The organism is Paenibacillus vulneris (assembly GCF_039543185.1).
GTDB lineage: Bacteria > Bacillota > Bacilli > Paenibacillales > NBRC-103111 > Paenibacillus_S > Paenibacillus_S vulneris.
In genome coordinates this window covers 467,235-487,549 of sequence record NZ_BAABJG010000055.1, presented here as the reverse complement: position 1 = coordinate 487,549, position 20,315 = coordinate 467,235, and the positions used below count along the sequence as shown (strand labels likewise).

At 32.6% G+C, this 20,315-nt stretch carries 40 protein-coding genes; 37 read left to right on the top strand and 3 right to left on the bottom strand.

Translation table 11 applies throughout. From position 1 onward, the window contains the following. Window positions 1-20 precede the first annotated feature (20 nt). Together ABEA66_RS35205 and ABEA66_RS35200 are read left to right on the top strand one after the other, a co-directional pair. Window positions 21-302 (top strand): hypothetical protein, encoded by a 282-nt coding sequence (locus ABEA66_RS35205; protein WP_345595064.1) that lies wholly within the window; start codon window positions 21-23, stop codon window positions 300-302. A 33-nt stretch (window positions 303-335) separates the two neighbouring features. Continuing rightward, window positions 336-881 (top strand): hypothetical protein, encoded by a 546-nt coding sequence (locus ABEA66_RS35200; protein WP_345595062.1) that lies wholly within the window; start codon window positions 336-338, stop codon window positions 879-881. Between the two features lie 51 nt (window positions 882-932). Here ABEA66_RS35200 and ABEA66_RS35195 read toward each other — a convergent pair whose 3' ends face one another. Next, entirely contained in the window at window positions 933-1,181 is a 249-nt protein-coding gene (locus tag ABEA66_RS35195) for a helix-turn-helix domain-containing protein (protein ID WP_345595060.1), read from the bottom strand. A 144-nt stretch (window positions 1,182-1,325) separates the two neighbouring features. On the opposite strand from ABEA66_RS35195, the gene ABEA66_RS35190 reads away from it, so the two are divergent. Continuing rightward, a complete protein-coding gene (locus ABEA66_RS35190; RefSeq protein WP_345595058.1) occupies window positions 1,326-1,514 on the top strand; it encodes a hypothetical protein in 189 nt (62 codons plus the stop codon). A gap of 39 nt (window positions 1,515-1,553) precedes the next feature. On the opposite strand, the gene ABEA66_RS35185 is transcribed toward ABEA66_RS35190, so the two are convergent. Further along, entirely contained in the window at window positions 1,554-1,790 is a 237-nt protein-coding gene (locus tag ABEA66_RS35185) for a hypothetical protein (RefSeq protein WP_345595056.1), read from the bottom strand. Window positions 1,791-1,834: 44 nt separating this feature from the next. Beyond that, the gene (locus tag ABEA66_RS35180; RefSeq protein WP_345595054.1) at window positions 1,835-2,494 is read right to left on the bottom strand and encodes an endonuclease NucS domain-containing protein; all 660 of its coding nucleotides are present in this window, start codon (window positions 2,492-2,494) and stop codon (window positions 1,835-1,837) included. A 136-nt stretch (window positions 2,495-2,630) separates the two neighbouring features. Here ABEA66_RS35180 and ABEA66_RS35175 point away from each other — a divergent pair, with 136 nt between their 5' ends. The 34 genes from ABEA66_RS35175 to ABEA66_RS35010 all read left to right on the top strand — a co-directional run bounded on the left by ABEA66_RS35175 (window position 2,631) and on the right by ABEA66_RS35010 (window position 20,300). Then, the gene (locus tag ABEA66_RS35175; protein ID WP_345595052.1) at window positions 2,631-3,329 is read left to right on the top strand and encodes a helix-turn-helix domain-containing protein; all 699 of its coding nucleotides are present in this window, start codon (window positions 2,631-2,633) and stop codon (window positions 3,327-3,329) included. Beyond that, on the top strand, window positions 3,329-3,715 hold the full coding sequence (locus tag ABEA66_RS35170; RefSeq protein WP_345595050.1) for a hypothetical protein: 387 nt from the start codon (window positions 3,329-3,331) through the stop codon (window positions 3,713-3,715). Before ABEA66_RS35175 ends, ABEA66_RS35170 begins: the two co-directional genes overlap by 1 nt. 367 nt (window positions 3,716-4,082) lie before the next feature. After that, window positions 4,083-4,283, top strand: a complete 201-nt coding sequence (locus ABEA66_RS35165; RefSeq protein ID WP_345595048.1) for a hypothetical protein — start codon at window positions 4,083-4,085, stop codon at window positions 4,281-4,283. A 47-nt stretch (window positions 4,284-4,330) separates the two neighbouring features. Beyond that, entirely contained in the window at window positions 4,331-4,624 is a 294-nt protein-coding gene (locus ABEA66_RS35160; protein ID WP_345595046.1) for a hypothetical protein, read from the top strand. A 68-nt stretch (window positions 4,625-4,692) separates the two neighbouring features. Beyond that, entirely contained in the window at window positions 4,693-4,878 is a 186-nt protein-coding gene (locus ABEA66_RS35155) for a hypothetical protein (RefSeq protein WP_345595044.1), read from the top strand. A gap of 29 nt (window positions 4,879-4,907) precedes the next feature. After that, window positions 4,908-5,471: a zinc-ribbon domain-containing protein gene (locus tag ABEA66_RS35150; RefSeq protein ID WP_345595042.1), complete on the top strand. Its 564-nt coding sequence runs from the start codon at window positions 4,908-4,910 to the stop codon at window positions 5,469-5,471. 40 nt (window positions 5,472-5,511) lie between these two features. Further along, the gene (locus tag ABEA66_RS35145; protein WP_345595040.1) at window positions 5,512-5,904 is read left to right on the top strand and encodes a helix-turn-helix domain-containing protein; all 393 of its coding nucleotides are present in this window, start codon (window positions 5,512-5,514) and stop codon (window positions 5,902-5,904) included. A gap of 39 nt (window positions 5,905-5,943) precedes the next feature. Further along, entirely contained in the window at window positions 5,944-6,159 is a 216-nt protein-coding gene (locus ABEA66_RS35140) for a hypothetical protein (protein WP_345595038.1), read from the top strand. Window positions 6,160-6,281: 122 nt separating this feature from the next. After that, complete coding sequence (locus tag ABEA66_RS35135; RefSeq protein ID WP_345595036.1) at window positions 6,282-6,806, top strand: helix-turn-helix domain-containing protein; 525 nt, start codon at window positions 6,282-6,284, stop codon at window positions 6,804-6,806. A 23-nt stretch (window positions 6,807-6,829) separates the two neighbouring features. Continuing rightward, a complete protein-coding gene (locus ABEA66_RS35130) occupies window positions 6,830-7,129 on the top strand; it encodes a hypothetical protein (RefSeq protein WP_345595034.1) in 300 nt (99 codons plus the stop codon). A 33-nt stretch (window positions 7,130-7,162) separates the two neighbouring features. Continuing rightward, window positions 7,163-7,747 (top strand): hypothetical protein, encoded by a 585-nt coding sequence (locus ABEA66_RS35125; protein ID WP_345595032.1) that lies wholly within the window; start codon window positions 7,163-7,165, stop codon window positions 7,745-7,747. A 38-nt stretch (window positions 7,748-7,785) separates the two neighbouring features. Then, on the top strand, window positions 7,786-7,974 hold the full coding sequence (locus ABEA66_RS35120; protein WP_345595030.1) for a hypothetical protein: 189 nt from the start codon (window positions 7,786-7,788) through the stop codon (window positions 7,972-7,974). A 36-nt stretch (window positions 7,975-8,010) separates the two neighbouring features. After that, a complete protein-coding gene (locus ABEA66_RS35115) occupies window positions 8,011-8,709 on the top strand; it encodes a hypothetical protein (RefSeq protein ID WP_345595028.1) in 699 nt (232 codons plus the stop codon). 37 nt (window positions 8,710-8,746) lie between these two features. Next, window positions 8,747-8,947: a hypothetical protein gene (locus tag ABEA66_RS35110; RefSeq protein WP_345595026.1), complete on the top strand. Its 201-nt coding sequence runs from the start codon at window positions 8,747-8,749 to the stop codon at window positions 8,945-8,947. Window positions 8,948-9,307: 360 nt separating this feature from the next. Further along, window positions 9,308-9,637, top strand: coding sequence for a hypothetical protein (locus ABEA66_RS35105; protein WP_345595024.1), 330 nt, complete (start codon window positions 9,308-9,310; stop codon window positions 9,635-9,637). Between the two features lie 35 nt (window positions 9,638-9,672). Continuing rightward, complete coding sequence (locus ABEA66_RS35100; protein WP_345595022.1) at window positions 9,673-9,984, top strand: recombinase family protein; 312 nt, start codon at window positions 9,673-9,675, stop codon at window positions 9,982-9,984. A gap of 35 nt (window positions 9,985-10,019) precedes the next feature. Then, window positions 10,020-10,286, top strand: a complete 267-nt coding sequence (locus ABEA66_RS35095) for a hypothetical protein (protein ID WP_345595020.1) — start codon at window positions 10,020-10,022, stop codon at window positions 10,284-10,286. A 256-nt stretch (window positions 10,287-10,542) separates the two neighbouring features. Beyond that, complete coding sequence (locus ABEA66_RS35090) at window positions 10,543-11,016, top strand: hypothetical protein (protein ID WP_345595018.1); 474 nt, start codon at window positions 10,543-10,545, stop codon at window positions 11,014-11,016. Between the two features lie 282 nt (window positions 11,017-11,298). Continuing rightward, complete coding sequence (locus ABEA66_RS35085) at window positions 11,299-12,666, top strand: DNA sulfur modification protein DndB (protein WP_345595016.1); 1,368 nt, start codon at window positions 11,299-11,301, stop codon at window positions 12,664-12,666. A gap of 24 nt (window positions 12,667-12,690) precedes the next feature. Then, entirely contained in the window at window positions 12,691-13,671 is a 981-nt protein-coding gene (locus ABEA66_RS35080; RefSeq protein WP_345595013.1) for a phage lytic cycle repressor MrpR family protein, read from the top strand. A gap of 126 nt (window positions 13,672-13,797) precedes the next feature. Beyond that, window positions 13,798-14,346 (top strand): accessory gene regulator B family protein, encoded by a 549-nt coding sequence (locus tag ABEA66_RS35075; protein WP_345595011.1) that lies wholly within the window; start codon window positions 13,798-13,800, stop codon window positions 14,344-14,346. A 680-nt stretch (window positions 14,347-15,026) separates the two neighbouring features. Further along, window positions 15,027-15,161, top strand: a complete 135-nt coding sequence (locus tag ABEA66_RS35070) for a cyclic lactone autoinducer peptide (RefSeq protein WP_345595009.1) — start codon at window positions 15,027-15,029, stop codon at window positions 15,159-15,161. Window positions 15,162-15,250: 89 nt separating this feature from the next. Next, window positions 15,251-15,781 carry a hypothetical protein gene (locus tag ABEA66_RS35065; protein WP_345595007.1) on the top strand — a complete coding sequence of 177 codons (531 nt, stop codon included), beginning with the start codon at window positions 15,251-15,253 and terminating at the stop codon, window positions 15,779-15,781. 407 nt (window positions 15,782-16,188) lie between these two features. Continuing rightward, the gene (locus ABEA66_RS35060; protein ID WP_345595005.1) at window positions 16,189-16,653 is read left to right on the top strand and encodes a hypothetical protein; all 465 of its coding nucleotides are present in this window, start codon (window positions 16,189-16,191) and stop codon (window positions 16,651-16,653) included. 13 nt (window positions 16,654-16,666) lie between these two features. After that, on the top strand, window positions 16,667-16,885 hold the full coding sequence (locus ABEA66_RS35055) for a hypothetical protein (RefSeq protein ID WP_345595004.1): 219 nt from the start codon (window positions 16,667-16,669) through the stop codon (window positions 16,883-16,885). Next, entirely contained in the window at window positions 16,882-17,145 is a 264-nt protein-coding gene (locus ABEA66_RS35050; RefSeq protein WP_345595003.1) for a hypothetical protein, read from the top strand. Before ABEA66_RS35055 ends, ABEA66_RS35050 begins: the two co-directional genes overlap by 4 nt. Before the next feature lie 185 nt (window positions 17,146-17,330). Then, on the top strand, window positions 17,331-17,567 hold the full coding sequence (locus ABEA66_RS35045) for a hypothetical protein (RefSeq protein ID WP_345595002.1): 237 nt from the start codon (window positions 17,331-17,333) through the stop codon (window positions 17,565-17,567). A gap of 40 nt (window positions 17,568-17,607) precedes the next feature. Further along, window positions 17,608-18,408, top strand: coding sequence for a DUF262 domain-containing protein (locus tag ABEA66_RS35040; protein ID WP_345595000.1), 801 nt, complete (start codon window positions 17,608-17,610; stop codon window positions 18,406-18,408). A gap of 30 nt (window positions 18,409-18,438) precedes the next feature. Continuing rightward, window positions 18,439-18,747, top strand: a complete 309-nt coding sequence (locus tag ABEA66_RS35035; RefSeq protein WP_345594998.1) for a hypothetical protein — start codon at window positions 18,439-18,441, stop codon at window positions 18,745-18,747. Between the two features lie 11 nt (window positions 18,748-18,758). Then, window positions 18,759-19,172 (top strand): hypothetical protein, encoded by a 414-nt coding sequence (locus tag ABEA66_RS35030; RefSeq protein ID WP_345594996.1) that lies wholly within the window; start codon window positions 18,759-18,761, stop codon window positions 19,170-19,172. Continuing rightward, complete coding sequence (locus tag ABEA66_RS35025; protein WP_345594994.1) at window positions 19,172-19,438, top strand: hypothetical protein; 267 nt, start codon at window positions 19,172-19,174, stop codon at window positions 19,436-19,438. The genes ABEA66_RS35030 and ABEA66_RS35025 overlap by 1 nt, the downstream gene beginning before the upstream one ends. Then, window positions 19,438-19,668 (top strand): hypothetical protein, encoded by a 231-nt coding sequence (locus ABEA66_RS35020; protein ID WP_345594992.1) that lies wholly within the window; start codon window positions 19,438-19,440, stop codon window positions 19,666-19,668. Before ABEA66_RS35025 ends, ABEA66_RS35020 begins: the two co-directional genes overlap by 1 nt. 34 nt (window positions 19,669-19,702) lie before the next feature. Next, a complete protein-coding gene (locus tag ABEA66_RS35015; protein ID WP_345594990.1) occupies window positions 19,703-20,029 on the top strand; it encodes a hypothetical protein in 327 nt (108 codons plus the stop codon). Window positions 20,030-20,048: 19 nt separating this feature from the next. Then, window positions 20,049-20,300 (top strand): hypothetical protein, encoded by a 252-nt coding sequence (locus tag ABEA66_RS35010; RefSeq protein WP_345594988.1) that lies wholly within the window; start codon window positions 20,049-20,051, stop codon window positions 20,298-20,300. Window positions 20,301-20,315: the final 15 nt, after the last annotated feature.

Genomic DNA, 20,315 nt, shown 5'->3' with positions numbered 1-20,315 from the left:
TTGGAAATGGGGGTGGTCAAATGTTTGGTCGAGAAGTTAAAACTTACGAAAAGGTCTACCATATCAGAGAGAACAGGAAAAAGCCTAAGTTAAAAATAAAGCGAATCTTGAATTATGAAGACAGCATGGAATGGGTAAATAGAGTTCTATTTAATGACGGAGAAATATACGTTACTCCAGACAAAATTGAATGGGGAAAAGAGCAGGTACTGAATCATATGATAAAAGAAGCGGAACAACAATTTAACGCAGCAAAAAGCCGAATGGATTTCGTAACTGAGTTAGTACAAAAAAGTAAATAAAATTCGTACTTCATAAGGAGATAAAAAATATACATGAACAAACAATATCTAAAGATTGATTTCACGGCAGGTAGCACAATCGGAAGTGCTGTTCGCAAGTTATTAGAGTATAGAGAATCAGGCATTCTGGTTTGCGGAGAGTTTAATGGGGTTATGTTATATTCCGACACAGTTACAATGGATGGGGCATATGAAGCCATTACAGGGAAGACAAAGAGCGAATTCGATGAGTCTCAGAGAAAGTGGAGAGAAGACCACGAACGCAGAGAAAGAGAATTTATTGAGAATATTCCATCTCTAAGTGAAGAGTGGAAGATTAAAGGTAGGGAAGTTTTAACTGAAGATAAATGGGAACTTTGGGATCGAATTGTTCCAATTAGACTTAATGATTTATACCATGGAATGGAGTTGGGGTGCTGCTTAGACATCGTAAAGATTTTGAATGATGGAGGCAGTCTTGATGAGGCAAAAAAGACAATTGAAGGACAGAACCATTCAGGGATGTCCTTTGGATTGGTTTGCTCTATGGTAAGAGAGTTTAGTGATCGCGGCAATGAATTCATAGGTTTTGTTAGATGATGGAATCCGATGAAATCCGCATTTTAAAGGAAAGCAAAAAGACACATGAGCCTAACGGTCTGTGTCCTTTTTTATATCCTCTTCATCAACTATTGTAAGTAATTCTTCAATATTTTCAATATTGAGAGCATTTATAATACTATTTAAATTATCAACAACAAATGATTTATTTGTGTTGTTTACCATTTCCCCAATAGTGGCCTCTCTAACTTTGGTGATCTTATGTAGTGTTTTATTATCCATGCCGCGCTTATTCAATAATTCCTTAAGATTGCTTTTGATCACCTTTCGTTTCCGCATTTGCTACCCCTATCCCAAAAGATATTGCCCTTATTATATAGTGGATAACTAAAATATGGCAATAGAGCAGCTTGACAATTGCGAATTTCGCAATTATAATATTGCAATTACTTGTGTTAGCAATTGCGACTAGGAGAGACAACAATGGAAAAGAAATATCGAATTGAATTATTAGTTTCATATGACAAAGAAACTAAATTAGAGGTTTGGCAGATGACTAAATTATGTAGTGAAAACATTGAAGCGCTTTTACCTTTTGCCACAAAAGGATATCGAATAGTTGAGATATCTTCAGGGAAAGAAGTTTGTAGGTATGAGAATGATACAATATAAAATAAAAACTGCTGCAATTATACAGCAGGTCTATTATTCTTAAATATCATTCTCTCCCAAAGCTTCATGAAGTTTAATAGAGCATTTTTTGGCAATTAACAGATGTTCTTTTCCTTCATGCGTATGTACGGTTGCCTCAATCAATTCTATTGATCTTTTATTGAGGATAATACCTACTTTTTCAAGCGCTTCTTTCTCTGTTGTACTAAGAGTTTCAAAATAAAATGGTATTGTAATTTCACCATAGACTTTATAAATATTCTCATGTTGATCCATAGACCCAGCTCCTCTTATGTATTTTAAGATGAATGTATTAGATACTAACCTTCTAGTAGATAAGAAATTGAAACATCAAAATACTTAGCAATTGCTATTAATCTATCATTTCTGGGTAATCTATTATTTTTTTCGCTTTCATAATTTGCTATTGATGGACGTGGGATGCCTAATACATGAGAGAGCTCATTTTGATTTATACCTTTCGATTCTCTGAGACATCTCAATCTCTTGGCAAAGTTTTTTAGTGAATCACTCGAATTACTGAAATGATTCAATTGAAGATTATCTTTAATTTTCTCTTTGGCGACTTTAACTTTAATTTTTTTTGTTGGATTAGAAACAAAGTCCTTAATTATAATCTTATTATTTTCATAGTAGTATATTTTTAATTCAACTTTGTTTAATAATTTCAGTTGATTGGCAATCTTGTCACTGTAGTCAGGGGCAATTAATAAAAGTCTTTTCAATGGTAGGCAATTGTTTATATAGTATTCACATTGTTTGATTGTTCCCTGATTAGGCTTCTTATTTTTTAATTCAATACCACACAAATATTGATTATTGTCTAACGATAAAATATCTAATCTTCGAGATTGTATTCGAACTTGATTTGAAACAAAGAGCATATTCTCTTCAACTAAATTGATATTATCACATAAGTATTTTTCAAGATCCAACTCGTATTGAAATATTATTATCATCCCCTAAATATTATATTGGCAAATCAAACATTTTGGTTTACAATTGTGTTAGTAAGTTTGTGATAATCTCTATATCCATAATATAACATACATGATATCACAATTGCAAACACTAATTTAAGAGAGTTGATCACATATGAAAACAAATGCAATAGAGTTTGGTGGCTATCTTAAAATGTTAAGAAAGCGCCAGAATCTAACAATAAGAGAACTGGAAGACAAGTCTGGTGTATCATTTTCTTATCTCTCTCAAATGGAGAATGGAAAGCGTGGGGTTCCATCGCCAGAAATACTGAAGAAAATTTCAATTGCTCTTGGAGTAGAATATGATGAAATAATGACTAAGGCAGGTTACTTGGATAGCCAGGATATTATAGTAAGAGACAATTTAACAATGGACCTGATACCAACATTGGGGACCAAAGTTACTAATAGAGTAGTGAATGACGATTCTGTAATTAAAATTCCTATCTATGGAACCATAAAGGCAGGATATGACTACGTGGCTGAACAAAATATTGTAGGTTATACATTCGCTTCAAAAAAGGAAATTTCGGATGGTGAATATTTTTACTTAATTGTTAAAGGAGATTCAATGATTGATGAAGGAATTAGAGAAGGATTTAAGGTTTTAGTTAAGAAACAAACTTTTGTTGAAAATGGTAAAATTGGTGTTGTTATTGTTAATGGAGATGAGGCAACACTTAAGAGAGTGTACTATGATGGCGATAAGGTCATACTACAAGCTTCTAATAAGAATATTCCTCCAAGAATATTATCTATTCAAGATGTTTTCATCCAAGGGCAGGTTAAAATGGTGGTGTTTGATGTCTAATGGCTAATATTGATGTTTACTATGATTATTATGAAGAAGGACTATCGCCTAAATGGATGTTTATTAATTTTGGAAAAGGGAAGATTGATTGGGCCAAGAATTTTGTTTATGTTCCAATTGAGGTACCATTCCAAAGAAAGACTGCTGATGAATTTATTGACATTGAAATGTGTTTTACTGTTACACTCAGTGATCTAGTTGTTAATTCAGAGAAAGAAGGAAAATTTGGGATTAGTCTAAGGAGTATTCAGAACAGGGCTAATTTAATGAGAGGAAGGGGAGAATTTCCTTATCTCGTGAGCGAGATTGAAAGCTTTATACTCCAGATTTGTGATATTGAAGAAGTTTTAGCTATAGATAGCAATGATTTATATGCTTGGAGATAAGGAATAAAGCCTGCCCTTGAATGAAAAAGAGTAGGCTTCCTATAACTCATTGATGTGAGATGACGGAAATTAAATATAAAATATGAATAAAATATCATATAAAACGATTGAACTGCGATTATATAAATGGTAATATATTACTAAGGGAAAAATACATAATTCTGAGGTTGGGGGCTAAAAGTGAAATTTCTTGAGAAGTTACTGATAAAATGGATTATGTTATTTGAAGATGGATGGATCGAACACGATGAAAATGGAAAATATTTGATTTGGGTTGACAGAGGGTATATGGTTAGAAAACCTCAAGTTCATGTACTAAAGATATCTTGATGAAATTCAGATTTTATGGGAAAAGGTAGTGGATAAAATGTTTGTTAAAGCGAAGAAAACGATACTTAATGGCGCAGGTGCTTATACACTTGGCAAATGTTACGAGGTTATTCAGGAGGGAAGGAGAGCACTGATTACTTCAGATGACAACGGTAGTAAACAACTGCTCGATTATGCCCCTATTCACAGAGTAACTGACGATAAATGGGTAAATGAGCATTTTGAAATAATACAATAAAAGTCTGATTTCATTTACTTATTCAAAAACAAAAAGGAGATGTTCTTATGAGACAAAATTCATGGGGATTGCAATTTGTCAAGGTTAATGTGAAAGAGAATGAATTCGAAACACTTCTAGGGTTAAATCTGGAATCAGAAGAAAAAGCAAAAGAAATTTTCAATAGAATTAAAACAGAATTTGTTGAAAACAAAAATGAGCCAGAGTGTGTTGTTGATCTACTCGATGAAGATGATAGCATTATTGATGATTACGCATTAACAATGAATCAAGTTGTTACTGTCGCATCACTTTTAGGCTATGTGGTTAACCCTCTAACGAACCAATTTCAGCAAGCATGATGTTACTTAACAGAAAACAGAAACACATAAAACACGGATTTTAATGGAATAGCATAAGGAGTATGCTCATGATTTTTTTAACAACTGGCGAAAAAGATAATCTTTCTAGGTTTATGAGTAAGTTATTTGACATTAATATTTGTTATAGAGCTTACCTTGTTGATAAGGGATATAAATTTGAAAATGTAACAGGTGATTTTGAAAAAGTAAGAGAAGTTGCAGTTAAATCTGGAGTGAAAATTCAAATACTATAAAACTGATTTCATAACAACAGGTGATTAAATTGCATACGAAATTAATGCCACTTGCTCATACCCATGAGGAGTTGGTTAAAGAATGGGATGTATTAAAAACAAAATTCTGCACTCCAATGGATGTTACTTGCACATCACATAAAAGAGTATGGTGGATTTGTGAGTCAGATCACAGTGTTTATGAACCAGTTAGACTGAGAGTGAAAAATAAAGGCTGTTCTAAATGTGCAACTATAAAGAGACAAGAGATGCTCGCTCAGAAGGCTATAAAGAGAAATGTTGATCTGCCGCTAACCGAAACTTTTCAAGATTTAAAAAACCATCCAAAAAAACAACTAAGGTTTTTCTTTGGGGCTGAAGCAATATATTCAGCAATTTTAATTGAAGATTTTATGGAAATGAGCGGCGGATGTTCAGAGGTAAGGGTGTACAATTGCCTTAAGAGGGTAGGAGTTAATAGCCTTGAAGATCTGTTGAATCTATCCTATGAGGAACTTGTCCGAGTGCGCAATATGGGTGATGGATCGCATAGGAAGCTTTACTCAATGTTACAGAATTTCTTTAGTAACGAACTGTACAAAGAAAAGCACTAATATAAGGTTGATTTTTAAGAAATGAAGATGAGGCGATACATTGGCTAATGATAATTCCTTCGATATAGATTCAATCAATGAAGAAGAGGTAATAAAAAATTTACTTACTTTCACTGATGAAGAATTTATAAAAATTTATAAGTCTAAATCAATTACTCCATTAAAGAATATTGATAATGTACTCGCCAAAGTTTTGAAGGCGTGTCGTAAGAGAGCAAACATGACTCAAGATGAATTGAGCTGCCTTCTTGATATTTCGAGAAGCGCCATTAGTAAATACGAGAGGAATAATAAAATTGTTAAGGCTGACTTTCTTTATCAGTTATGTGAGATAACAAATTCACGTGATGCTTTTGTTGCCTTAGTGCATGGTCAAGAAGGGGTTAATTGGCTTATCCAGAGATTTAAAAAAGCAGGAGTATGGGAAGATTGAGGTTTAAATATAACGCAGATTTTATGAATAGGAGATCAGATGATGAAAATAAGTGAGTTTAAGCCCACTGAATTTATTAAAATTGTTGATGTGTCATTAATAAAACAAGGTGATATGTTATGGGAAAATGGTGACATTGTAGAAATAGAAGATGTCGAAGTATATGAGAATCGGATTGCTGTCTGGGATAAAGAAAAATTTTTGAGTGAGTATATATATGACCATGAACTTAAAGGGATTGAAAAACTGAGATGAAAAACTGATTTTATGGAGAGACGAGACCCGAATAAAAGACATTGATATGGGGATTTAAAGATTGATCTTAAAACAAGATCTTATTGGATTTCTCATAAATTTCCGAACAACAGGGTGAGATAGTGTCTATTGGAAAAAGATTGAGGCTACTAAGAGAATCAAAAGGATTGTCACAAGGAGATTTTGCAAAAATATTGAATATAGCTCGAACTACTTATTCTGGATATGAAACAGAAACAAGAGAACCAGATATCTGTTCTATAATAAAATTTGCTGACTTTTATAGTGTATCCATAGACTACCTATTTGGCCGCGAAATAAAAAGAGAGCAAAATGTGGTAACAAATAAAAATGAGATAGCACTTAGACTGAAAAAATCGCGTGAATTAAAGGGATTCTCGCAAATTGAAGTATCAAAACTCACTGGTATTAGTAATAAAACTATCAGTGGCTATGAGAATGGTATTAGTGAGCCAGATTTAATAACTATATCCAAACTCTCGTATCTTTATGGTGTTTCTATCGATTGGATTGTAAATGGAGTTCAATATAAAAACGAAGTGAATTCAATTGACTTAGAGGAGCAATTAAGAAATTGTAAAGCTATTTTACATAAATTCAAAGAGTTAGCAGATCAAATAAACTGATTGTGTCAACAGGAGGAGCCGACATGAACATTCCATTTGGTTACAAAATGGTGGATGGAAAACTTGTGGTCGATGAGTATCAAAGCAAAATCGTCAACTTAATGAATGAGTTGTTCCTATTGGAACTGTCTCAAGATGGAATCAAAGTAAGTATTGATTCGAATGACATTGCCCATGTAATGCTGAAATTTAATGTTCCAAAAACGCAAATAGAAGGTTATGAAATTGAAGATCATAAACAGGAAATACTAGCTTATTGTCAGGAAATTCTTAAAGAGAAATTGGCGACAAAATTCGAGCAGTTTAAAAAAGATTCTCAATAAAACGGAGATTTTATACGAAGGGAGGAAAATATTATGTCATTACCGCCGCATTTAATTGGTGTTAGGCTTCTAGCGCCTCCAGATGAAGTAGTTCAACTCACTCAAAGATTTGGAGTTGATGAAATCTATTTTGTAGATGATGAAAAGCATAAAAACTCACTAAGGGCTCAAAATTCGATCTATATTAACGCAAGGGGGACTTTTTGGGGTAATCTCATCTCTCCTCCTTGGAGCGCTAAAACGCTTGGCGAAGGGTTGCTATTGAGAATTCTTCATGAAATAGGGCATGTTTATCACAGGCATCCGGGTGAGGGAGTAACTTCAACGAGAAACGGCATGTCTGTACAACGCAAATCGCAAGACTTCTGGGAAGTGGCGTTTACGGAATATGAAGGAGAAGCTTGGAGTTTCGCTTTTGAATATCGAAGAGACAATAAAGAGGAGTACGACTCGATTAAGGATTCGATTGTTCAGTGGACAGAATCACACCAATACACTAACAAGGATTGGAAGAATAAGAATACGGATCAGTTTTTCTACCATAATAAATTTTCTTTAACAGAAGCTGAATTTAATATTCCAGATTGGGTAAAACTCAAATTCCATTATTTGTTTTAATAACGAGATAAAGGATTGGTCTTATAAGGAGAGAGCCAATGGAGAGATTATACGAAGTTAAGTATAGAATATTAACTAAGAATTTCACAATGACAATATGGATTGAAGAAAATCATGAATTAAATCTTAGAAAAATTATCAAAGATCGAATATGTAAAACTAATGAAGTTGATATTGAGAAGATAAAGATTACTTCAATTAATGATGTAACGCCAGAATCCGAATAAAATACTAGTTTTATAATCCTTCTAGGAGTTGTAAGGGTGAGGAAATGTTTTTGTTGCAAAAAAAATATGGATGTTAAATTTTATGACGCTTATTTTTTTCGAGATGATGATTGGAATATATGCGAGAGTTGTTTTCATGATATAAGTATCAATGCAATTCAAGAATGTAATATGCACTATCCAAAATTGAGAAGAGATTCAAGTTATTTTTACGATGAAAGAGAATACTTGGAAACCCATATTTATGATGCAGTTTATAAAAAGTTTTATAAAAAAATTGTTAGTGCGAAATATAAGAAAAATAGAATAGCAATAGAGAAAAAATTGAAAAATACCATTTCTAAAGAAGAATTAAAGGAACTAAGAGAAAATGGAGTCTGCGAATTGACAGGTGCAACAAATGATCTTACAATAGAACATTTTATACCTGTTTCATGGGGACATGGTGGCAGCTATTATGGAAATATTTTTGTTGTTTCGCGAGAGGTTAACTCATCTAAGCAAATCAAAAATCCTTTTAAATGGATTAAAAACGTTCATTATGATATTGACTCTAGTAGATGGGATTCATTGGTCTCAAGACTTGCAAAGTTAAACGGTATGTCTGTTAAGGAATTTCGTCAATATGTAAATTGGTGTGAAAAAAACAAACGAAGCATTCAAGACTTAGAAATTGATAATACATTTTCAGTTGATGCTTGGAAGAATAGAAGTAAGAACGCAAATTGCCAATGAAAACTGACTTTTATCAAGAAATCAAAGGAGAATCTTGATGCCAAAATATCAACTTCGAACATTGGTTCCCAATGGAACTCCAAGATCAGAATACCCGACTAAGGATCAGGTAAGAGAAGTGCTGGCTACGGTTAATGCCACATTAGCTGGTCATGATGAAATTCTAGGTGCATATGTTGTTTGTGACAGAAAACCAAAAGACTTCCCCCAATATTCGTCATATTGGGTAGAAATTTAAAACACAATGAAAGTTCACTTTTATTTTAAGCATAATGGGGGTTGGGTAATTGACTACAACAATTGTTGTTTTTTTAATTATTATGATAATTATTGTTTCAATTTTTGGCGGTTCAAATAAGCGGCGATATAGACGAAAAGGATATTCTAGAAGTTATAATGGATACAACGATATGAAAGAACAAAGGGAACAGGAGAGAGCTCTCAGGTATTTGAAAAGGCAACAAAGGAGTAGCGAGAGGTATTTAGAGAGAAATAGAGCGACTTTTAATCCAAAACCCAAGAAACCACTATATAGTCAGTCTTATAAGAGAAGGTTTAAATGAAAGGTCAATTTTACAGGAAAAGTTGGTGAGAAATCATGAGAAAGTGGAAACTAGAGAGAAACGAATATTGGCAAAATCATAACCTCTATGAAGATGCTCCGACAGGAGGACAAATTCTCACTCATATTGGTGAAGATGAATTAAAGAGAATCAGATTATTAGTTGAATATCATAATCGACAAGTTGAACAAATGGAAACAGATGAACGAGTGAATAAGGCGATAAAGAATATTGAAGATGCAATGCAAACGCTTGTCCCCCACGTAAAGGATCGAGAAAAACATCGATTTAAAAGCGGAAGTTCAAATGATGCTATTTACAAAACATACTGGTTGCTCTCAAGTTTATTGAATGAACTACGATAAAATGTCAGTTTTATCATACTGGGGGTTGGATATTATTGAATAAATCGATGATTTATGCTCGTGTGGCAAGTAATGAACAAGCAAGCGGAAAACTTGAAGAGCAGATTAATCTATGCAATCAATTCGCCGCGGATAATGAATTAACTGTTTATGCTGTCTATAAAGATGTTATTGGTACCCATATACCAGATAAGCGATTTAATGACATACTTGAAGAAATGATTATAAATGATGTAGAGGATCTGATCGTGCAAGACTTGTCCCGAATCTCTAGAAATTCCATCAAGGTATTAGAATTAGTACAGAAGTTTACGGAGCAAGGTAAGAATATAATCTCTGTGGTTTGAGATAGATTTATATTTTCATGAGGAGGAATCAATGTATGAGCGATGACATAAAAGAAATTCTAAAAAAGGTTACATATGAAGTAATGAAAGATTTTGATGATAGAATAAAAATATTAGCAAAACATATTGCAGAAGCTGATGCCAACTATATGGCTATAGTACTTTTGCTTGAAGAAAAAGGTATTATTACTACAGATGAATTTGATGCAAAAAAAGATATTATTTTAGAAAAGATCAAGGATGACTATGCTAAATTAGCCATCGATTTAAATAAACATAAAAAAGAAAATGGGATTCAGTGAAAAATTTCCTATTGGGAGTGTGAAAATGAAACTAGATGTATTTGAAGAAGGAAAACTATACTTTTTAAAATTGAACGATGGAGAACACTATGCCAAATGCTTGATAGAAAATGATGATCATTCCTATACCTTTATCGAGAATGATAGACGAATTATTGTCACACCAAAAAACCTGATTCACTATTTAAAGATATCGCAATAAAACGCTCATTTCATTAAGGAAGAACTTAACTTTATCTCATATGGAGGTATGGAAGTGGTTTTTTGGAGAAAAAAGAAGGCTAATCAATTATCAGTTATGGGAATTGTCGTGTCATTAACCCCTTTTTCATACAGAGTTCATGATACTATAATGCAGAAAGACGAAGAATTTGGTTACTTTCAGGGCAAAGGTAAAGATCTTTTTACTTACGTTATGGCTGCATCGATAATACTTTCAATAAGAAAGTTAAATGATGATTATTTCACTCGATATTATTCTGAAATTCTGAAGCACCTTGAAGATCATTATTCGAATATAGGTAAAATATGTTCCGATTTTAATGATTATATACGTATTAATTATCATTCTGACAATAGACTTGATGCCACAGTTCTGCAATGGCTTCATGAACGTGTTGGAACTGGAGATGTCTCTAATGAAGTAGAGATTAAAATACTTGCAGATGGAGTGTGGAATATTTTTGATGCTTACGATAATTGGTTTGAAAAAAATGATATGCCAATATAATAGAAGATTGAACCAGTATTACAGACAAAAAATGCTCATTTTTTATTGAAGTTAATAATATATTCTTGAATGGCATTATAGGCATCATTTTAGTAAGAGTCTCTAAACATTTTAATAAAAAATGAATACTAAATATCGTTTTATTGATGGTTGATAAGAAGAAATAGCTTTATTTTATTGTAAATATACATATTTTCATGCTTATTTGGCGTGCAAATGTGTATATTTTTTCTTATTTTATGATATAATAAAATATAGTTTAATGGGAGAGGATGTAAAATAATGAGCGAAGAAAATGTAGTTGAGTTCTTAACAGAATCCCTAGATGAAATATCAAAAGATCGTAAAGTAATGAATGATATTGATGATTATTTGTTCGGTACTCACAAATTTCCAATTGGTTTTTTTCAAGAGTTGGTTATAAATAAAGCAAAATTGGACGAACTAGAAGAGAGTCAGTTAGTTGTTATTTTAAATGCAATCAATAAAATCACAAATGATGAAAAGTATGCAGCTGTTAAGTACTTCACTCAAAGCACTGTCAAGAAGGCTCTAAAATATAAATTCAAAAAGCAAGATGAAGTATTAGAGTTTCCACTTGTCTATGAAAAGACCATTTCTGGTAGTGATAGCGACTATATAACTAAATTGACATATCAAGAAATTAAAAGACATATTGAACAAGTATGGCAGTATAATACTGCTACACAAAGGATACCTGTTGAAACTGTTAAGAAAAATGGGGATCTGAAGGAAAAACCTAAAGTATTTAAAAAGAGTGTAGAAGAGATTTCTCAATTGATGCTTGATGGTGTTTATAAACCTGACTCTCCAATTGTAGTCAACGTTCTGCAGGATGGTAATGATGAAATTTTCTACGATGAAGATAATTTCCGTTTGATTATCGAGAAAGCTTCAGAGATTGATATTATTGATGGGTTCCATCGTGTTTCTGCGATTTTGGTAGCACTAGAGGAAAATCCAGAACTAGAGGGATACCTATATATAAGTGTGAGAAACTATGACCTTGAGACTGCAAGATATTATTTAGGGCAACATAATAGCTTTAACACATTTGATAAGACTCATGTAAGACGCTTAAAGAGTCTAAAAATTGCAGATAAAATAGTAGAGGATCTTGATTCAAAATCCGATTTGAGAAAACGTATTGCTACGAAAACAGCAGTGCAAAGAAAACTCAATAAAATCACAAACTTTGCAATTCTGAGTGATACTATCAAGGAAACGTTTAATCCGCAAACAGGTAAGGACAGACTTGAAGTTTCTTATGTATTAATTAGATTCTTTGATTATCTGTTAGGGAGTTATCCAGAAGCGTTTAATGGGGTTAAGAATGTTGAAGAGACTTGGAAACAATCTTGGATCAACCATCACAATACTTTTGTTTTATATGTGACAATTGCACACGAACTTTATAAGCGTTTCGGTAAGGATTTCCCTCTAGATGAGATAACAAAAATTGTAGGAAGCATTGACTTTGCAAAAGAAAGTGGTCATCAATTTAATGATCTGCTTACTGATGGTGGGACTGCTCAAGGTAAAGTAAACTCAAATCAAACTAAGAGAAAGATTAAACAATTTGGTGAGAAGTTAATGGAGGAAATGTATGGCTTAGTACCTACTAAGTAGTATTTGGGGAGGGAAGATTTACAAATGTCTAATGTAATGTATGATGATATAATGTATAATCCTGAAAGAAAAGAGGAGTTTCTTGGGAGTTTAGATAATGAAGGCTATCAGGATAATTATCGTAGGTTGTTCAAAATAGCCTATCCCATTGAAAATGTTCTGAAAAAAGATCTCTTTGACTTCACTAGAGATGAGTTAAGAGGTTATTTTTACAGGATTATGCCTAAGACAGCAAAGGCAAGCAGAACAACAGTATCCCATCTTATGACGTACATAGATTGGGCCATAGAAAATCGTTACAGAAAAACAAATTTAAACCCTTTACTTCAAACAGACAATGAGTGGAGGGAGCAATTTGCTCAAAAACAACTTAAATCGTACTGGACAGATAAAGAAATAAGAAAGATCGTTGAAAGCCGCGCTAACAATCAGGATGCAATAATCTTACTGCTTCCCTTCAATGGGGTTTATGGTAAAGCAGGAAGTGAGATGTTGAATTTAACTTATAAGGACATAGATAAAGCCAATAATACTTTGTCCTTGTATGATCCAGATAACGATCCTTCTCGTAGAACGATTCAAGTAGATGAGGATTTAATCATTGCTTGTCTGAAAGCGTATGAAGAGCCAGAGTATGAAGTTATGAATGGCAATCCAAATCCTGATGCAAGAAGACGCAGCTTAGACTTGGTCGACAATGATTATGTTATAAGATTGGCGAGAACAAGAGTGAACGAAAATGCAAAAGCCGATCATAATATTCTCCACAGAAGAATGAGGAAAATCTCTGAAGAAATCAATGAGCCTAACTTTACAACAAAGAATATTGTGTATTCTGGAATGTTAGCAATGGCTAAAAACCTATATCTTTCAAATAATAAATTAGATAGTGAAGAGTTTAAAATGATCGCAAGGCAATTCAATTTTGATGATGCTAAACTATATAGATATAAAGCAGATTTCTTAAATATTGACACGATTAAAGAACTCTATGAGTTACCCTAGATGACTTCATCTAGGGTTTTTCTATATTATATTCTTAAAATTATTGACTTCCATAAGTAAAAAATGCTATATTCTAATCACAGATATGGAAATAGAAATTTACAGACGGTAGGAGGTGAAAGCATATTGGTTGATAGGCTTGCAACGTTGTTTAGTTTATATATTAAATCAAAAGTGGCTGATAGTAGAAGCATTGAGGTAATAAATTATGGAATGATAATAATATTTAACTTACTCTTTACTATTGCAATGTCTTTTTCTATTGCATTATTGCTAGGTATTCTGGAAAAAACATTGATTGTTTTTGTTGTGTTTGTGTTATTCAGACAGTTTGCTGGAGGGTATCACCTAAAAAACTGTGATGCTTGTGTAATTACATCGACCATAATTTTAATAGCAATACCATACATAGATCTAAATATCCAATTAGAAATACTTGATGTACTTTCAATCTTACTCGTATTATGGCTAGCACCAAACACTAAGAAGTTTACTAAACGTAGTGATTCAAGAAGATACATAATTTATAAAGTAGTCCCTGCTGTATTAATTCTTTTCAATGTAATTGTTATAAAATCCTCATTAGTTTCTTTAACTTTGTTTACAGCTTCACTTTCATTGCTATTAGCACATGTTAGAGATTGGGTAGAATTGAGGAATGTTCATGCTAATTAATTATGTATGGTTTCTAATATTTTCAATTATTGAATTCAGTGGTTTATGTATTTTAACAATATCCCTGTTTAGATTAGATCTAAAACTACACATTAAAGAAGTAATTATCACATCAGTTATATGCTCTACTGTCTCCCTTGTTTTATTATTTTTAGGTATACACACGCAAGCAATGATTATTCAAATTATTGCATATATAACATGTTTTAAGTTTATTTTTGGTATTCCGCTGACAAGATCTTTAGTAGTAGGTACATTTGGTTATATGACATATTTATCAATTCAAAATATTTTCTTTTTAATAATAACCACATATAATCTGATTGAGGTTACAGATTTAGTGCCTGATACCCCATTGAGTCGAATCCTGCAGCTTTCATCATTTCTAATTGTATGTGTAATATCATTATTTATTATTAAGGCTAATGAGGGATTTGGTTATTTGGCGGATCTATTATTTAAACAAAATAAACCAAAGAACGCCACCATGCTTATTATTCTTTGTCTTGTTTTTATTATGTTGGTTTGTTTCACTTTTTATCTCTTTGTTTTACATAATCAATTATTATTCTTTATATTTATATTGATTGCACTGATTATTGTATCATGTACAATGACAATAATTTTTATCATAAAGGACAATGATCAAATCAAACGCAATAGAAGGAGGTGAAAAAAATATGATCAGAAATTTTCAGGCAGTGTTTTCCTTTACATTTGTGGCTACTGTTGCCGCAGTTGTAGCAGATTTTTATAGCACTACATGTGTGGGTCTAGTCCATGAACCAGAACTTCCACAAGAATTGAAAAAATAAAAATTGTAAGAGAACTAGGCACTTGCTAAATTATATTGGTTGGTGCCTATGGTTATATATAATAATATATGAGGTGTTTGAATAACTACATGGATATACGAAATAACATCTTAGCCATACTTAAGAAGTCATTTGATGGAAAAGAGCGTATTACATGTGATGACCTAGAAAATGCAGCCACTCAAATCAGAGCTGAAGTTATTGAGAGAAAACTGATTCCTTTTTTAAATGTAAGCACTAGGGAGTTAGAATTAGTTGATGTCAGCAATGTCTTATATGTACAATTACCAAAACCAAAAAGCAAATACTTGGTTTACACACAAGATGGAATATTTGAGCAGATAACTAAAGGATCAGGTATAGAGCCACTGTTTTTCGATCCAGATATTTTTATTGTTGTCGATTCAAAAACATCTGTAAACAGATTTAAAGTCAAAAAATATGATAGTTATAGATTTCGACTTTATTTTTCTGAATGTGTGGATGAATCATCTATATATGTTCAGGCTTTTCAAAAGGTTGTTAATGAATTTGCCTCAGAACTTGGAAAACATAATGATGTAAGCGAAGTGGGGCAATATACACTAAAAGGATTTGTATCGAAACTCTCGTCAACTTAGAGGAGTTTCTTTTTTTATTTTAATATAATATTTATCGACATGTTTCCGACATTCTTCTACATGGGTACATATTTTGGTAAATTTGTAAACAGGCTATTTTGGAAAAAATATTCCAAACTGGCTTGTTTATCATATCTGGCTTATACATTATGATTAAATTGTAAAGTGCATACTACTATCCAAAAGAAATGAGGGAGCGAATGGGATTTACTTAGTTGTTTTGTTTTATCTATTGAGGATTATTTACAGAAGGATTGGACACTAGTTGATACCAGCAACTAATGTCCTTTTAAAAGAAGTGTTCTATCAAAAACATTCTAACAATAAAAGTATTAAACGGAAAGCGAAAATTACAAAGTAGATTACTGTTGACAAACTATGTAGATTATGCTGGAGGGTGCTTGCCTGTGTTTCAGTTAAGTGATTTTCGGCCACCAGTTATAAACTTGATAACAAATGAACTTGAGGTTATCTCTTTTGCAGAGATTGAGAAAATCACAAAGGATAGTAAAAATAATACGATATATCATATCAAGGATAAAAAATATATGCTAATTACTTCACTAGATGATCATAATGAATACTTATTCCATCTTGGCTTAAGACAAACTGACAACTCTAATGTAGTTAATATGCACAAAGCGGATTCTTATGATGGGGTGCTTAAGAACATATACTTCGATAAGAAAAAAACTAGATTTGCATCAGTTGCTGCAGTGCAATCAAAATATGTAAAACACACAGTAGATGGATTGAAAGAAAACAAAAGATTGGAGCAGCTTGATGTACAATATCTTGATGAGGAAAAAACAAAAGATAAAAAGATAAAGAAGTTCTTAGATTTCTTTTCTAGAAAAGTTCACAATACATAAAGGAGAGAAAACCATGAAAGAACGTTTTGAGATATGTGGGATGATCAATATTCCATTTAAGTATGTGATTTATGAGCAATCAAAAACACTCGCTCAAGAAAAAATGGAGGAAATTATAAAACAGTTTAAGGGGTTTGAATTGGATCTTATAGGCGATAGAATGCAAATGCCTGTTGTTGGAAATCGACTTCAAATAACATGCGATGAGGTATTAGGAGAAAATGAAGTATGATATATGTTTTAAGTGCATACTGGTTTATTGGGATTCTTGTTAGTTTAATAATCCATGTATATTGGAATGAAATAAATTCAAAAAAATATAAGGTATTTGCTAGAGAAGACAATATTACTTCTGAAGAAACAAAAGAAATCCTTAGCGATGTATTTCAAAAGAATAAATATTACTGGCCTATTGTTCTTATTATGATATCTGTTTTATGGGCTGCTTTATTTATAGTAATGATTGGTCAAAGGAAACTCAATTCGCATTAGAGGGAAGCTGGAAACAGCTTCTTCTATGTTTTAATAAAACAAAAAATGAAAAATACAAAATTTCATTGACTAATTGTTGCGTTTTTAGTATATTTAACTTACGGTATAGGAAATCTTTAGCAAATATAGAATACATAATTAAATGGTTATTTTATTGGGTTAAACGAGAAAGGAATGTGGTTCATATGCAGTCAATTCCAACTGATGTTTTAAAGGTGATTAAGGATGCAAGGAAGCACTTTCAGAAGGCAATTGAATCTAACAACATAGCTAGAAATTGGTTGGAAGAGCAAGGATTATTGGGTGAAGATAAATCAACGGATTACTTGGAAATTGAGGATCAGTACATAGATACTGTTGAAAATGGAGTTGGTGATCTGAAGACTCTGTTGAAAAATATAGAGAACACAATAAACGAATGAGAATGAAACCGAAATTTTATAGGGTGAAGGAGATAGAGAAATGGCTAGAGGAAAGAAGAAGGTTGAGTTAACTCCTGAAGAACTACAGAATCAATCCTTAGCAAGAGAACTTAGAGATCTTACAGAATGTATTCACTTGATCCCAGAGCCTCGCGAGATACTACAAACTGGTACACAAGTGAGGATTGGTGCTCTAGAAGATGTTATGATTGAAGAGGTACTAATGGATGGAAAAGTGTATAAGATTGATTACACTTCAGTAAACACTAATTACGGCAATCCGATTAGAAATGAACATCAGAAAAGATTTGTAAAGTGGTTAGATGTAAGGAAGATGCCACAGTCTGATGTTCAGACACTTTGCAAACGAGACGATCTTCAATTGAGCTATTCTAATCGGCACATGGGTGATATTTTTAGTAAAGCTTATCACTTTGGGATCGATTTTGATCCTGACTACCAACGAGAGCATGTGTGGAGTCTTGAAGACAAGGTTTCTCTTATTGATTCAATCTATAACAATATAGACATTGGCAAATTCGTTTATGTTCATCTGGGTTATTCGGTAGAGAAAATGTATGAGATACTTGATGGCAAGCAGAGAATTCGAGCAATCCTTGATTTTTATGAAGATAAATTCCCTTATAATGGACTCTATTTTAGTGAAATGACGAACAGGGATCAAGACCATTTTGAGAATTATCCAATAAGTTGTGCAGAAGTTAGAGAAGCCACAAGAGCACAAAAACTACGTTATTTTATTAAACTAAATACAGGTGGAAGAATCATGTCTACAGAACATCTAGATAAGGTGCGTTTAATGTTAAACGAAACGGAATGAAATAGATATTTTATTGTGAGGTGAATGAAAGTGTTAACTAGAGAATTGCTTGAAAATAAAGGATTTGCTCGCATCGTATATGAAAATCAAGAAGATAAGCCAGTATTTTATTCAAGACGTTTTGAAGATGATGAGTCTGTGGTTAAACTACATAAATTTTTTGGAGAAAGTAATGCTGAATTTGACTATGATTACTTTGGGCTTTATTGTGTAGTTGAAATTTCGCCAGATTTCACTTTTGCTCAATATCTTTTTAGCGAGAAAGAAATTGAAAGTGGTTATTTTACACACGCTCGGATAGAGTTGGACGAATTTGAGCGACTGCTTGAAATTATTTAAGGGAGTTGTGAATGATGTTAAAAGACCTGCAAACTGTACCTGAGATTGATCAATTTTTTGAAGAGCTAGAGACAAAAGCAAACTGGAAAATGCAAAGAGCGCAAATATATGGATTAGCACATGATTATCAGCAGCAACTTGAGAAAGAAAAGGAGATTGAAAAACAAGTTGAATCCAAATATCGCAAAATAATCAAGACTACAATTATCAGTGAAGATATGGCTATAGTAGAGGCAGAGTCGAAACTTGGTGAAATAGAAACAAATTATTATCCTGTTGTGTTTGGTAAGTTTCATAGCGAGTCTTGTATGACATTTGATGAGGCTTTAGTGCTTGCTTTAAGCCGTAAATATGGTCAGGATCGATTTGCGCCTGCAATGATTTATAACATGCTTAGAATGGACTTGGGAGCGAGGGAAGACTAATGAAATGGGCTGATTTGAGCAATGAAGCTAAATCAATTCTAGAGTGGGTTGAACACGTTTGGACTGGTAAACGTCAAGTATTGACTATAGAGCGAGGGAAGTTGTGGGTTCAACCAGTTAAGTACGTAGGAGATGTAAAAGTTCCAGTCACTGATGAGTTATTCGATGAGATTAAAAGGTGGCTTCCATATTCTAAAGATACAGTACATAAAATAGAAGATGATATTATGACAGTAACTTTGAAAGATGGAGTTAGGCTACATTAATGGCTGAAATAAGGCTAATTTCATTAGGAGTGATGAAAATTATCTGGGAAGCTACTTTTGCCACTGGCGATATTATTGAGTTCTGTAGCGAGCAATTTGAAGTAGTTGTAAATAATGGGTACAGTGGAACTGTAAAAGAATTTTTTGGAGAAGGAAAGTATGGTGACACAGTGAGTAATTTTAAATGGGAGTTTCAAGGTGAACGTTGTAAATTGATCAAACCAGTGTAAAGGCCATTTATCTTAGGAGGAGTGAATGTAAGGGTTGAATCTATACTGTGTTGTACTGAATTCAAATATTAATGATTGCTCTATTAATTTCAAGACTTATGATGTAGAAGAAAAAACGAAATCATTTCAGAAAATTAATGGTGGAAAACCAATTAAGAAAGAAGATATTGAGAAATTTAAAATTATAGATCGTGGACATGACAAATTGGATATTGTTTATTATTCACTTTCTGAGTTCAATAAAGACGATATAATTCTTAAATTGAAAAATGAAATGAGAAATCATTATAGACATGTTATTTCTGAGTCAGAGAGAGCATTTGGGAATGTAAGCAGAATTAAGATAAAAGGAATGTTTTGAGGAGAGATGGTGAGAGAAAGTGGAATTAACTACACAGGTTAAGAAGAAAATTGAGCAATATATGAGATATTCTCATAAAGCCAGTAAACTTAGAGATGAGATTGATGAATGGTTCGCTTCCAAAGGAATTGATACAGTTAGTACAGATAATACAGACACAAATGGTGGTGGAGCAATTCAAGACATTATTATAGACGCTGCTCAAGGCATGGAGACCACAGAAAAGAGTATTCAAATGACTATTAAATTAATTGAAGATAATTTACCATGAATGACTAGTTTCATG